Genomic DNA, 13,979 nt, shown 5'->3' with positions numbered 1-13,979 from the left:
TGTGGCATCTGCCGCCAGCACGGCGGCTGGTTCCAAGGCCCGCCGCAATCACACGTGAGCCGGACCGAGGGGACAATGTTCGACAAGAATCTGCGAGGCATGATCGACGACGTGAAGGACGGGCGGATGGACCGCCGTGCCTTCGTCAAGCGAATGATTGCCGTCGGCCTCACCGCGCCGATGGCCAACCAGATTCTGGCGATCGGCGGCGTCGCGATGGCGCAGAGCCCCAACCCCTACAAGCCGACCAAGCGCGGCGGCGGCGGTCCGCTGAAGCTGCTGTGGTGGCAGGGCCCGACCCTGCTCAATCCGCACTTCGCCACCGGCACCAAGGACCAGGACGGCTCGCGGCTGTTCTACGAACCGCTCGCAAGCTGGGACGTCGACGGCCATCTCAATCCGATCCTCGCCGCGGAGATCCCGTCGATCCAGAACGGCGGCCTCTCCGCCGACGCCAAGACGGTGACCTGGAAACTCAAGCCCGGCGTCAAATGGCATGACGGCAAGCCCTTCACCGCCGACGACGTCGTGTTCAACTGGGAATATGCCAGCGACCCCGCGACCGCGGCCGTCTCGAGCGGCACCTATGCCAACATGACCGTCGAGAAGGTCGACGACCTCACGGTCCGCATCAAGTTCAAGGATCCGACGCCGTTCTGGGCCAACGCCTTCGTCGGCGCCTATGGCTGCATCATCCCGAAACACCTGTTCGCCGAGTACAAGGGCGGCAAGTCGCGCGAGGCGCCGAACAACCTCAAGCCGATCGGCACCAGCCCCTACAAATTCGTCGAGTTCAAGCCGGGCGACCTGATCCGCGGCGAGATCAACAATGACTACCACATGCCGAACCGGCCCTATTTCGACACCATCGAGATGAAGGGCGGCGGCGACGCGGTATCGGCGGCGCGCGCCGTGATCCAGACCGGCGAATATGATTTCGCCTGGAACATCCAGGTCGAGGACGAGGTGCTGCTGCGGCTGGAAAAGGGCGGCAAGGGCAAGACGCTCTACGCCGTCGGCGGTGACATCGAATTCATCGCCATCAATTTCACCGACCCGAACACCGAGGTCGACGGCGAGCGCTCGTCGATGAAGACCAAGCATCCGATCCTGTCGGATCCGGCGGTGCGCAAGGCGCTGGCGCTGCTGGTCGACCGCGAGTCCGTCAAGAAGGCGATCTACGGCCGCGCCGGCCGCACCACCGCCAACTATCTCAATGGCCCCGAGGAGTTCGTCTCCAAGAACACCAAATGGGAGTTCTCGGTCGAGAAGGCGAGCGCGCTGCTCGACCAGGCCGGCTGGAAGGCGGGCGCCGACGGCATCCGCGAGAAGGATGGCAAGAAGCTGAAGCTGCTGTACCAGACCTCGATCAACGGCCCGCGCCAGAAGACCCAGGCGATCGTCAAGCAGGCCTGCCAGAAGGCCGGCATCGACGTCGAGTTGAAGTCGGTGGTGGCCTCGGTGTTCTTCTCCTCCGACGTCGCCAACCCCGACACCTATTCGAAATTCTACGCCGACATCGAGATGTTCCAGATCCCGATGACGCAACCCGATCCGGGCCTGCACATGCGCCGCTATCTTTCGCGCAACGTCGCCACCAAGGAGAACAAGTGGCAGGGGCAGAACTTTCCGCGCTGGGTCAACAAGGATTTCGACGCAGCGATCGATGCGGCCGAAACCGAAACCGACCCGATCAAGCGGGCTGACCTTTACATCAAGTGCAACGATCTGATGTGGCAGGACACCGTGGTGATCCCGGTGATGCATCGCCTCGCGGTGGAAGCCTGCTCCAACAGTGTGCGGCCCGCGCTCTCCGGCTGGGCCAACCAGACCGACAATCTGCAAGACTGGTATCGTGAAACCTGAGCCGTGTAGGGCTCGCAATCGAATCGGGGCGCCTCTTCTCCCTCTCCCCGTTCTTACGGGGAGAGGACTGGGGGTGAGGGGCTCCAACCGCAAATGCCGTGACAGATGAGTTCGTGGAGAATCCCCCTCACCCGGAATTCAAGCGGCGCTTGAATTTCGACCTCTCCCCGCACGCGGGGCGAGGTGCCGCTCGCCTTTCGATTGGAAGCGAAATCAACGTGCTCAAGGTGCGAGCGTTAGTTAGATGATCTCTCGATGAGTCAATATGTCCTGCGTCGCCTGATGATCGCGATCCCGAGCCTGCTCGGAATCTCGCTCGTGCTGTTCGTCGTGCTGGCGCTGGCGCCGGGCGATCCGTTCAGCGAGCTCGCGACCAATCCGAACGTGCCGCCCGAGGTGCAGGCCGCGCTGCGCGCCAAGTTCGGCCTCGATGACCCGATCTATCTGCGCTATTTGCACTGGCTCGCGGCGATGGCGCAGGGCGACTGGGGCTTCTCCTTTGTCAGCCGGGTCGATGTCGACACGCTGATCCTGCAGCGGCTGCCCACCACGCTCTACGTGGTCGGCTCGTCGCAGCTATTGGCGCTCCTCATCGCGATCCCGGTCGGCGTCTATGCCGCCACCCGGCCCTATTCGATCTTCGACCAGCTCGCCAACACGTTCGCCTTCATCGGCTTCTCGCTGCCGACCTTCTTCACCGGCATCCTGTTCATCCTGGTGTTCTCGGTGAAGCTCGACTGGCTGCCCTTCGTCTACACCGAGGTGCCGGGAAGCGGCATTCCCTGGCTGCTGGAGATGATCCGGCAGGCGATCATGCCGGTGATGGTGCTTGGCCTGTTCCAGGCCGCGTCGATGACCCGCTTCGTGCGCTCGGCGATGCTCGACGTGATCCGGCTCGACTACGTCACCACCGCCCGCGCCAAGGGGCTCGGGCAGGCCAAGGTGATCGTCAAGCATGTGATGCGCAACGCGATGATCCCGGTCGTCACGCTGATCGCACTGCAAATGCCCGCCGTGTTCGGCGGCGCCATCGTCACCGAGCAGATATTCCGGATTCCCGGCATCGGCTCGCTCTTGATTTCCTCCATCCTCGCCAACGATACGCCGGTCGTGATGGCCGTGACCTTCGTCTTCGCGTGTCTCGTGGTGCTGTTCAACCTGATCGCAGATGTCCTCTATGGCTGGCTTGACCCTCGCATCTCCTTCCGCTGAGCGGCGCGGCTATTCGCCCCTGCGTGAAACCTGGCGGCGCTACCGCCGGCACAAGCCGGCCGTGGTCAGCGCCGTGCTGCTGCTGCTGTTGATCGCGGCCGTCGTGATCGGGCCGTTCGTCTGGCGCGTCTCGATCAGCGACATCGACGTGCTGGCCGGCATGCAGGGCCCGTCGCTGGCGCATCCGTTCGGCACCGACGATCTCGGCCAGGACCTGCTCGCCCGCATGATCTATGGCGGCCGCATCTCGCTCGCGGTCGGCCTCGCCGCGATGCTGGTCTCGGTATTCGTCGGCACGCTGATCGGCGCGCTCGCCGGCATGTCGCGCGGCGCGCTCGGCTACGCACTGATGTGGCTGACCGACCTGTTCCTGTCGCTGCCGCAGCTGCCGCTGCTGCTGATGCTGATCTATCTGTTCCGCGACGGGCTGAAGGCGGTATTCGGCCCGGAGGGCGGCATCTTCATCCTGATCGTGCTGGTGATCGGTGGCCTGCGCTGGATGCCGGTCGCCCGTCTGGTGCGCGCCCAGTTCCTGTCGCTGCGCGAGAAGGAATTCGTCGAGGCGGCGCGCGCGCTCGGCGCGAGCCCGGTGCGCCAGGTGGTGCGCCACATCCTGCCCAACGCGCTGGGACCTGTCATCATCGCCGGCACGATCGACGTTGCCGCAGCGATCATCGCCGAATCGACACTCTCGTTCCTCGGCCTCGGCTTCCCGCCGGATACGCCGACCTGGGGCCGCATCCTCTATGACGCCAAGGACTTTCTCGACATCGGCCCGCATTGGGCGCTGTTTCCGGGCGGCGCGATCTTCATCGCGGTGGTCGCCATCAACTTCATCGGCGACGGGCTGCGCGATGCGCTCGACGCGCGCAAGGTGATCTGATGGCGCTGCTCGACATCAAGGGCCTGAAAACCCATTTCACCACCGACGCCGGCGTGCTGCAGGCGGTCGACGGCGTCGACATCTCGATCAACCGCGGCGAGACGCTCTGCGTGGTCGGCGAATCCGGCTGCGGCAAGACCGTCACCGCGATGTCGATTTTGAAGCTGATCGCGATGCCGCCCGGCAAGATCGTCGAAGGCGAGATCATCTTCGAGGGCCGCGACCTGGTGCCGCTGACCAGCCATGAGCTCGACGACATCAGGGCCAAGGAGATCGGCTTCATCTTCCAGGAGCCGATGACCTCGCTCAATCCGGTGCTGACCATCGGCGAGCAGATCGCCGAGAGTCTGCGCCGCCACGAGGCGGTGACCAAGAAGCAGGCGCTGGAGCGCACCATCGAGATGCTGAAGCTGGTGCAGATCCCCAATGCCGCGGGACGCGTGCATCACTATCCGCACCAGTTCTCCGGCGGCATGCGCCAGCGGGTGATGATCGCGATGGCGCTCGCCTGCCGACCCAAGCTCGTGATCGCCGACGAGCCGACCACCGCGCTCGACGTCACCATCCAGGCGCAGATCCTCGACCTGCTGCAGGACATGAAGGAACGCTTGGGCATGGCGGTGATGCTGATCACGCACGCGATGGGCGTGGTCGCGGAGACCGCCCAGCGCGTCGTCGTGATGTATGCCGGCAAGGTGGTGGAAGAAGCGCCGGTCGACGAGCTGTTCGGCAATCCGGGCCATCCCTACACAAAGGGCCTGATCCGCTCGATCCCGCGCATCGATCTCGACGCCGAGCACAAAACACGGCTGGAGGCGATCGGCGGCTCGGTGCCGATCCTGATCAATCCGCCGCCCGGCTGCCGCTTTGCGCCGCGCTGCAAATACGCCATGAGCGTCTGCACCGAAAAGGAGCCGCGGCTGCGCGAGATCGCACCCGGCCATCGCATGGCCTGCCACCTCGGAGACGCGTCATGAGCGAACCGCTGCTGCGCGTTTCCAATCTGAAGAAGCATTTCCCGGTGCTGGGCGGCCTGCTCTCGCGCGAGGTCGGCCAGGTCTATGCGGTCGACGGCGTGTCGTTTGCGGTCAACCGCGGCGAGACGCTCGGGCTCGTCGGCGAATCCGGCTGCGGCAAGTCGACCACCGGCCGCTGCGTCTTGCGGCTGATCGAGCCGACCTCGGGCGAAATCGTGTTCGACGGCCAGAGCGTGACGGGCCTCGGCGGCGGCGACCTGCGCACCATGCGGCGCAACATGCAGCTCGTGTTCCAGGACCCGTTCGCCTCGCTCAATCCGCGCATGACGGTCGGCGCGATCCTCGGCGAGCCCTTCATCATCCATAACCTCGCGACCTCGGCGAGCGAGCGCGAGGACCGCGTCGCGAGCCTCCTGGTCAAGGTCGGGCTGAAGGCCGAGCACATGCGGCGCTATCCGCATGAGTTCTCCGGCGGCCAGCGCCAGCGCATCGCGATCGCCCGCGCACTCACGCTGGAGCCGAAGCTGATCGTGTGCGACGAGCCGGTCTCGGCGCTCGACGTCTCGATCCAGGCCCAGGTCATCAACCTGCTCGAGGATCTGCAGGCCGAGCTGAACCTGACCTATCTGTTCGTCGCGCACGATCTCTCTGTCGTGGAGCACATCTCCGACCGCGTCGCGGTGATGTATCTCGGCCGCATCGTCGAACTCGCCAAGGCGAGCGACCTCTACCGCAACCCACAGCATCCCTACACCAAGGCGCTGCTGTCGGCGGTGCCGGTGCCTGATCCAAAGGCGAAGCGCGACCGCATCCGGCTGAAGGGCGACGTGCCGAGCCCGATGAATCCGCCGAAGGGCTGTCACTTCCACACCCGCTGCCCGATCGCCGAGGAGCGCTGCCGGCAGGCGGCGCCGGAATTGCGCGAAGGCAGCAACGGGCATTTCGTGGCGTGCCATCTGGCGTAGGCCGCTGGCTGCTTCGACTTGCTCCGCCCGCCTCTCGGTGCGCCGCAGATGCGCGGGACCAAAATATCGAAAACAACCCCATGCAAAGGAGCCGGCGGCTGCCGGCGTCCGACCAGGCAACTTGACACGTCGGGCAACTCAGGAATACATTTCCAATATTCCGAAATCGTATGAGCACTGCTCGCCGAAGCAGCTTGCGCCCCATCCGCTAGCGAGGGCGTTTGTTCGATGCGGACTTGACCGGCTTGCGCTTTGCCCTGGCCTTCGCCCTTGGCCGCGGAGCCGATGCGCTGTTCTCGCTCTCATTCACTTCCGCTCGCAGCGTGTCGAGCAGCCAGTCGCGGAAGGCGCGCATGCCGGGCGTCACCTCGCGCGACTTCAGCCAGGTCAGCCAGTACGACCCCGCCGGGACCTCGGCCGCGAACGGCCGCTTGAGCCGGCCGGACGCCAGTTCGTTCGCGAACATCGCAATCGGCACCAGCCCGACACCGACGCCGCGCGCCGCCGCCTCGGCCATGCCAACCGAACTGTCGAAGATCGGCCCCTGAATCTTCGGACATGGCGCGCCGGCCACCGCGAACCACAGCGGCCATTCCTCGGCGCGGTAGGAGCGCAGCAAAAATTCCTGCGCGAGATCGGACGGCTTGCGCAGCCGGGCCGCGGCATCGGGGCAGCACACCGGTGAGAGCGGAGCGGACAACAGATGGATCGCCTCGGTACCGTGCCACGAGCCGTCGCCGAAGCGCAGCGCGAGGTCGAGCCCGTCGCCCGCGATGTCGACCCGGTTGTTGTTGGTGAGCAGCCGCAGGTCGATATAGGGATGCGCGCGCTTGAAGCGGTCGACCCGTTGCAGCAGCCATCCGGTCGCAAAGGTGGTGACGCAGCCGACGGTGACGACCTCGCGCGTACCCTTGGCCTCGATCCGGTCGATCGCGGCGCCGACGCGATCGAATGCATCTGACAGCACGGGCAGCAGCGCCAGCCCCTCGTCGGTGAGCACCAGCCCGCGCGGCAGCCGGCGGAACAGGCTCGCGCCGAGCAGGTCCTCGAGCTGCTTGACCTGATGGCTGATCGCGGTCTGCGTCACGCGCAGCTCCATCCCCGCACGGGTGAAGCTCAATAGCCGCGCGGAGGCCTCGAAGGCGCGCAACGCGTTCAGCGGGAGATGCCGGCGCATCGCGTCATGACCAAGTTTTTCTCATGCCTCATTGTATAAATGATTGTTTGTGCGCCGTCACGCCGTTCGGCAGGTTCGCGCCGCCAACGGAGACGGGACATGCTGACGAGACGGACATTTGGATTGCGCGCGCTGGGCCTTGCGGCGGCCTGCATCCTGCCGCGGCAAAGTGCAGCGGCGGGACCGAGCGAACCGGCGCAGCGGTTGCAGCAGGAATTTGCGCGCATCGAGCTCGCGACCAGCGGCCGGCTCGGCGTCGCCGCGCTCGACATGGAGACGGGATTGCGCGCGAGCCGGCGCGGCGACGAGCGGTTCCCGATGTGCAGCACCTTCAAGGCGATGCTGTCAGCTGCCGTGCTGCACCGGGTCGATCGCGGCGAATCCCGCCTGGATCAACGGATGCAAGTCGAGGCCAAGGATATCTTGGCCTACGCCCCCGTCGCCAAGCAACGCGTCGGATCGGGCATGACGCTGGCCGAACTCTGCGAGGCCGCGGTCACGCTCAGCGACAATACCGCGGCCAACCTGCTGCTGCGTGATATCGGCGGGCCTGCCGGCTTGACCAGCTTCTTCCGCGCCATTGGCGACAATGTCAGCCGGCTCGACCGCTGGGAGGTGGAACTGAACGAAGCTGTGCCCGGCGACCCGCGCGACACAACCAGCCCTGTCGCGACGCTGAAGAACCTGCAGCGCGTGGCGCTCGGCGATGTCCTGCAGGCCGCCTCGCGCCAGAAGCTGGTGGACTGGATGATCGGCAACAAAACCGGCGACGCCCGGCTGCGCGCCGGCGTGCCCCGCGACTGGCGGGTCGGCGACAAGACCGGCACCGGTGAACGCGGCACCTATAACGATATCGGGGTGTTCTGGCCGCCGGGCCGCAAGCCGATCGTGGTGACGGTCTACCTGACCGGAGCAAGTGCTCCGATGGACAAGTGCAACGAGGTGATCGCCAATGTCGCGCGCGCCGTTGCGAATGCTAGCGCCGGGCAGAGCGGCTAGCGCGGCGGAGCAACGCCGCGCGGCACAACATCGCTGCGCGGCTTGGCCTCGCTGCGCGGCTTGGGATCGCTTCGCGGCTTGGCAGCAACCAAGGATCATGCGACGCTCGCTCCGGATGGCAATGCGCTGGGCAGGCCATCCGGAGGACAGGTCTTGTATCGCCGCATCGCCCTCGCCGCGCTGTTTGTTGCCGGTCATATCCATGCCGGCTTTGCTGCGGCCGACCCGGCCCGGTGCCGCGAGCAGACCCGCAAATACGGGACCGACAAGGCCCAGCTCAGCGCGGTCGAGATCTCGCTGGCGCTTTTCGCCGCTGCCAACGCCGACTGCATCAACCTTGCCACCGCGCTGCTCGACGGCGGTGCCTCGGTGGACGCGCGGGACCGGCTGGGCGCACGGCCGCTGAGCCACGCCGCCCGCTCCGGCCATCTCGACATGGTCGACCTGCTGCTGGCGCGCGGCGCGCCGGTCGACGCGCGCAACCTCGCGGGATCGACCGCGCTGTATCTTGCCGCCGAGCGCGGCCATGCCGCGATCGTGCAGCGGCTCATCGACCGCGGCGCCGACGTCAATCTCACCGGGCGCAGCGGCGCCTCGCCGGTCGCGGCCGCGGCCTATGCCGGCCGGGACATGGTGGTGCGCATGCTGCTCGCGCACGGCGCCGACGGCGGCAAGGCCGATGACACCGGCAAGCCGCCGGTCGTGTATGCGGCGGCCGGCGGCCAGCTCGGCATCGTCAAGCAGTTGCTCGCGCGCGATATCGACGTCAACGCGCGCTACGCCAACGACCTCACGCTCTTGATGTGGGCCGCCGGACCGGATGAGGCCGTGCCGGAGGCGCAGGCGCTCGAAGTCGTCGCGTATCTCCTGGACGCCGGCGCCAAGGTCGACGAGCGTGACGCGCGCGGACGCACGGCGCTGATGATCGCAGCCGAAGGCAATCATCCAGCGATCGCGAAAGCGCTGCTGGCCCACGGCGCCGATGCTGCATTGGCCGACAAGGCGGGCAAGCACGCAGCCGACCTCACTATCCTGTCGGCGCTACGCGATGAGCTGACGCCGCATTGAGACCGCTTACGAACCAGGACACGTACTCATCAATCGTTCGCGATGTCCGCTTTGCTCCGATGCCGACCGCCTTTGTGCATTCGCGGCAAATGCCGCAATGGGCCAATACCAGACTTGCGCCAAAAGAGCCGCGCAGGCTTCAAATTGGCTAATGATGTGTGAAAGCGAAGTGAGAAAGTATCAGTAGACGCTCATTACTCACGCAACCTCTGTTTGCTACGAGACCGGGATGCTATGCGGTCAGAACCGCGATTGCTGGGTTGGTTTGGCATGAAAACAATCACTGCATGGCTCAGCGCTGTCGTCATCCTCGTGTTCGGCACGGGGCTCGTACTGGTGATCCGGGAATTCCGGGCTCTCGGCGGCTGGAGCTTTACGAAGTCGGTCGAGGTCACCACTCCCGGCCAGGATCGCGGCTACTATTACCGGTTCAAGGCCAGCCTCGCTTACAATGGCAAGCCGCTCGATTTCGATATCGTGGTCGGCTGCAATGTCAGGGTCACGACCTACAAGGACAACGACCGAACCGTCGAGATCGGGCTCATACCGACGATTTTCGGACTCAAGATGAAGGATGGCCATGGGATCGTAGTGCGGCCACCTCAGGCGTGTAACGGCGAGACCACAGAGAACGGCAAGGTGCCTAAAACTCTGTTGCCTCTCATCGCGACCTTTGAAAGCGCTGACCAGCCATGGTCTGGGGTGGCTTATGCTTCGGACGACGCCTACGACAGCCCGCTTTCCGAATTGAAATTCTTCGGTGCGACCATCAGCAAAGCGACGCGAGAGGAATGGCAGGAATGGCGCCAGAATGAAGCACCAAAGAATTTTGTCACCTACGCGCTTCTCGGCATCAACGCAAAAAACCACTGGGACGGCCCGTATTGGAAACCCGGCTATCGCGTCATGGCGACCGATTGTCTTGCCGGCTCCCGGGTCAAGATTCCCGACTCGCTGCGCGACATGATCAATCGCTTTTGGCCCGCCGATCGCCCGACCTATTGGTATCCGGGCAGCGACGCTGGGCGAGAGCTCTGGAGAACCGCCTATCACCCGAAGGATCCCCCATTATTCGAGGGAAACCGCTTCAAGGATTACCTCGATAATGGATGGAGGAACGGTCTGTCCCGACGTGCGCCAGGCGCCGTTATCTTCTTCCGCAACTCCGTCTCTGGCGAAGTTTATCCTGCACGAACCGATCACTCGATCAACAAACTGGGAGACGATCCCGACCTTCCGACTGAAATGACTGCGAAGAGAAAGCCGAGTTGGTCGGATATCGAAGTAAAGCCGGAGCTGCGTGGCTTTGCCTTCTGCGAGGGGACGGCCGTTACGATCTGGCGCACGCCATTTCAGAACATTCGATATGCGAACCGGGTCAATGGAGAGGAGATCAACGAGCAGCAAGCAATATGGGGAACCAATTTCTTCTACGCGTTCGAACGGGATGAATACGTCATATTCGCGCGGCAGTATGGGCTCGCGGATAGTTTCGCTGCGCTGTAGGTCAAATGCGATTGCCTCAGCAATACCTCTCGTCCGGTTCGGGTCAATCGCTACAGTCTGGCCCGGTGTCAGTAAGGTCCGGTCTACCCCACGCAGCGGACAGGTGGCCGGTCGGGTGCATTGGTGGCGAAGGGCCACAAGCGGAAGTTGACATCGTGGGTATGCCTTTTGTTATTGTCGTCCCGAAGATACGGAGGCTCCACCGATGAAATGGCCGCTCGCGGCATCGGCCGCCCTCGTTGCGATATTCGCCTTCGCGGATTCGGCCCTCGCATGCAGAGCCCCGACGTATCAATCGATCTTCTTCGAAGAAGGCCGTCTTCCGGTAATCGAAGGAACTGTGGCGGTCGAAATCGAAGTTATTGGGACCGCTTCGGCTTCCGGTCCGGTCGCCGTTCGCGTGTCACGGGTAGTGCTTGGGAACCTCGATCCGGGGCCGCTGTCACTCGCCGTCGAGGTCTCGTCTTGCGGAGGATACCCGAGAGCGGGATCCAAAGGCGTGGTGGTCGGCCACGTTTCCAGACAATCCGACGGCAGCAACGTGATCGCGGCGTTGTGGAATTATCCCGAACGATCAAAGTCGACTTCAGGGACGCCGTCGTGCCCGATCCCGGCGCCGCGTGCGGAGTCCGAAGTGCTTGCTCTCGGAGGAGGCCGCTCGCGCGGAATTTCGCCGATCTCCACGGTAGGGCTCGACAAGATGACCACTGTTTCGAACATCAGGATCGAGGGAGACCGTCCGCTCTATCTCATTCTCGGAAGCCGGACACCGACGATATGGAACCTCGATGGCGATGTGGGCCTGATCGATCGTGTGGTCGTCGAGTCGGACAAGAGTCTGGGCGGGATGTACACATCCGCGGTTTCGGGCGTACCGCCGGAGAAGGTCTCGTTCACAACGTGCCTTCCTATTGCGACTGGAAGACTCGAAGACGACGCGCTGAGGACGATGTTGCTGCAGGAGATTGGGCGCGCCGATCGGATCGTCTACAGCGAAGATCTGACGGGGACCAAGATGCCGTCGTTCGAGCAGTTCGTTCCGGAGGACGTGGCGAAGCCGGTCCGTCTCGACGAGAATCGCATGGTATCCGTCGGGCGACTGGAGCGATACGATGTCCTACCGGGCAAGGCCGGGTTCGAAGCGCTCGTCGGAGATCAGGCCGTCGAGGAAGACGTGGAAGCGTCGCGACGCCAAGTGTTGCGCGACAACAAGGTCTATCGGATTTTGAAGCCGATCCATCGTCTGCCAGCGCTGAGCCGATACACGATCTACATATTACCGGCCGGCATGGATCCTCCGGTCAATGCGTCCGACTACTGCGTCTTCGACGGTAGAACCGGGCATCTGATCGACGCGTCGCTGAATCATGAGGGCTGTAGCGTGCGCAACATCCTCACGGAGAACAGTAAAGATCCGACGGCGGTCGTCCCTTCCTGTCGTCCCAGCTTCCAATGTACGGCATCGATACCGATGCCCGAGCTGCGTCCCACCGAAATCCCGTTGAGGCCCGAAGCCTACGTCAGGGTTGAGTATCTGAAACAAGACGTCAATATGCAGTCCATGCGCGGATTTCTACAGTACGAACTGGAATTCGCGTTCAACAGGATCACCGGCGCTCCGACCGATCGGAAGTGGCCACCGCCTGCGGACACGTCGCTTGACTACCATTTCGTGATGTTTGGAAGCGATGCGTTGCCTCCCGAGGACGTCGTACCGCTTCGTGGCTTCGCTCGAGTGCCGTACGTGCTGCTCGCCACCCCCAAACTTCCGGTACGGACAGTGGCGGATCTGGTCCGATACGCACGATCGGAAAAGACTCCCATCAGATACGTCGATAGCGGAGGGACGGCGACCAAGGTAGCGGAGAACTTCCTGAACCATTTCGACATCCGGGGCGAGCGGATCCCAGCGTCGGGCGACGACGCCTACGCGGCCGTGATCGCCGGTCGGGCGGACCTGATGATGTCGACCATTCTCCATGCGGCGGACGTGACGAAGACGGGACGCGTTCGAGCGCTCGCGGTGACCGGAGGCCGGCCGCAACGCGCGTCTTCAGGACGTACCTACCGTGGCGGAGTTCTTCCCCGAGTATTCCGACGGAGATTGGTACGCCGTAGGAGCGAGAAAGGGCGTCGCTGCCGAAGAAATGCTTGCCTTGGCTGACATGATGAAGACGGTCGATCATGACCCGGCCACCTCGGTCAAATTCAGGGAACTTGGGGTCGACCTATTCGATGTCGGTCCCGAGGAGATCGCGAAACTCTTGAAGCGATAGACGATCGCGGCAGCGGCCTCCGCACGCCAACGCTGGCGCGAATGCGCGCAGGCCACCGAGCCTACCGAACGGAAGCGGGAATCCGCTTCGGGTCAGTCTCGACGGTTTCGGCTGAGTTTGTCGGTTGATTGATGTCCGCTCCCGTCCAAAAGCACCGAACCTAGGGCCGGGCCAGTAGCGCTGCGTTCGGCCAGACCCCCGTGATGGCTTGGCTGCCCCCAATGAGTCCGCGCCCTGGCTGCACTGCTCCTTGCCCGCAGGACAAGACTTCGCGCCTCAAAGCCCCGCCAGATAGTCCACCAGCGCGGCGAGGTCGTCGGGCGACGTCGCCAGCATCAGGTCCGACATGCCGGGATTGTTGCCGCGCGCGCGGGAGCGGAAATCGGCAATGGTCCTGGCGAGATAGTCCCGCCCCATCCCGGCGAGCCGCGGCACCGTGCCGTCGCCCTGGAAGCGATCGAGATGGCAGGCCGGACAGCCGACCGAAGCACTCGCCGTGAGCGCCTTCGCCGTGACGTCCTTGGGCGCGCGCGGCTGGCCGAGGTCAGGCCATGGCTTCTGCGAGAAATATTCCGCGATCGCCAGCATGTCGTCGCGCTCGAACTGCGTCGCGATCGGCTGCATGATCTCGCTCTTGCGATCGCCGCGCTTGAAATCGCGGAGCTGGATGTAGAGATAGCCGGCCTGCTGGCCCCAGATCGTCGGAATGGTCTTGTCGACCGGCTTGCCGTCGGCGCCGTGGCAGCCGGCGCAGACCGCAGCCTTCTCCTCGATGGTCTCCGCGCGCGCCTGCGCCGCAAGCAACAGCAGCGCGGCGCCGCAAATCATCCATCTTCCAAACATCGGTTGATCCCGAGAGGCTATGACTCCCGTCATTGCGAGGAGCGCGCGACAAAATTGCAGAGCATTTTGCGCTGAAGTGACGAAGCAATCCAGGCTTCCACATACGCGGAACGATGGATTGCTTCGCTTCGCTCGCAATGACGCCAGTGGATTTTTCATCCGAAGAAACAGAAGCGGGACCGAACGGGTCCCGCTTCTGCCACTATT

The 13,979-nt window shown here is 64.1% G+C and carries 11 protein-coding genes; 9 read left to right on the top strand and 2 right to left on the bottom strand.

The features are described from left to right. Window positions 1-75 precede the first annotated feature (75 nt). From ACVILL_RS20590 to ACVILL_RS20570, 5 genes are all read left to right on the top strand, one after another. Complete coding sequence (locus ACVILL_RS20590) at window positions 76-1,866, top strand: peptide ABC transporter substrate-binding protein (RefSeq protein ID WP_456730726.1); 1,791 nt, start codon at window positions 76-78, stop codon at window positions 1,864-1,866. A gap of 255 nt (window positions 1,867-2,121) precedes the next feature. Beyond that, window positions 2,122-3,078 carry an ABC transporter permease gene (locus ACVILL_RS20585; RefSeq protein ID WP_456730725.1) on the top strand — a complete coding sequence of 319 codons (957 nt, stop codon included), beginning with the start codon at window positions 2,122-2,124 and terminating at the stop codon, window positions 3,076-3,078. Further along, on the top strand, window positions 3,044-3,961 hold the full coding sequence (locus tag ACVILL_RS20580; RefSeq protein ID WP_456730724.1) for an ABC transporter permease: 918 nt from the start codon (window positions 3,044-3,046) through the stop codon (window positions 3,959-3,961). The genes ACVILL_RS20585 and ACVILL_RS20580 overlap by 35 nt, the downstream gene beginning before the upstream one ends. Further along, window positions 3,958-4,938 (top strand): ABC transporter ATP-binding protein, encoded by a 981-nt coding sequence (locus ACVILL_RS20575; RefSeq protein WP_456734312.1) that lies wholly within the window; start codon window positions 3,958-3,960, stop codon window positions 4,936-4,938. Before ACVILL_RS20580 ends, ACVILL_RS20575 begins: the two co-directional genes overlap by 4 nt. Continuing rightward, window positions 4,935-5,903 (top strand): ABC transporter ATP-binding protein, encoded by a 969-nt coding sequence (locus ACVILL_RS20570; protein ID WP_456730723.1) that lies wholly within the window; start codon window positions 4,935-4,937, stop codon window positions 5,901-5,903. The genes ACVILL_RS20575 and ACVILL_RS20570 overlap by 4 nt, the downstream gene beginning before the upstream one ends. A 208-nt stretch (window positions 5,904-6,111) precedes the next feature. Here ACVILL_RS20570 and ACVILL_RS20565 read toward each other — a convergent pair whose 3' ends face one another. Beyond that, complete coding sequence (locus ACVILL_RS20565) at window positions 6,112-7,080, bottom strand: LysR substrate-binding domain-containing protein (RefSeq protein ID WP_456730722.1); 969 nt, start codon at window positions 7,078-7,080, stop codon at window positions 6,112-6,114. A gap of 99 nt (window positions 7,081-7,179) precedes the next feature. On the opposite strand from ACVILL_RS20565, the gene bla reads away from it, so the two are divergent. The 4 genes from bla (at window position 7,180) to ACVILL_RS20545 (ending at window position 12,817) form a co-directional block, all read left to right on the top strand. Beyond that, window positions 7,180-8,079 carry a class A beta-lactamase gene (gene bla / locus ACVILL_RS20560; RefSeq protein ID WP_456730721.1) on the top strand — a complete coding sequence of 300 codons (900 nt, stop codon included), beginning with the start codon at window positions 7,180-7,182 and terminating at the stop codon, window positions 8,077-8,079. Between the two features lie 153 nt (window positions 8,080-8,232). Then, the gene (locus tag ACVILL_RS20555; protein WP_456730720.1) at window positions 8,233-9,147 is read left to right on the top strand and encodes an ankyrin repeat domain-containing protein; all 915 of its coding nucleotides are present in this window, start codon (window positions 8,233-8,235) and stop codon (window positions 9,145-9,147) included. 270 nt (window positions 9,148-9,417) lie between these two features. After that, complete coding sequence (locus ACVILL_RS20550; protein WP_456730719.1) at window positions 9,418-10,653, top strand: hypothetical protein; 1,236 nt, start codon at window positions 9,418-9,420, stop codon at window positions 10,651-10,653. A gap of 205 nt (window positions 10,654-10,858) precedes the next feature. Beyond that, on the top strand, window positions 10,859-12,817 hold the full coding sequence (locus tag ACVILL_RS20545; protein ID WP_456730718.1) for a tripartite tricarboxylate transporter substrate-binding protein: 1,959 nt from the start codon (window positions 10,859-10,861) through the stop codon (window positions 12,815-12,817). Between the two features lie 388 nt (window positions 12,818-13,205). Here the strand turns inward: ACVILL_RS20545 and ACVILL_RS20540 are convergent, their stop codons facing one another. Then, entirely contained in the window at window positions 13,206-13,772 is a 567-nt protein-coding gene (locus ACVILL_RS20540; RefSeq protein WP_456730717.1) for a c-type cytochrome, read from the bottom strand. Window positions 13,773-13,979: the final 207 nt, after the last annotated feature.

The organism is Bradyrhizobium sp. USDA 3364, assembly GCF_054056355.1.
The sequence above is the reverse complement of the archived record's forward strand: the minus strand, read 5'-3'. Positions and strand labels throughout refer to the sequence as shown.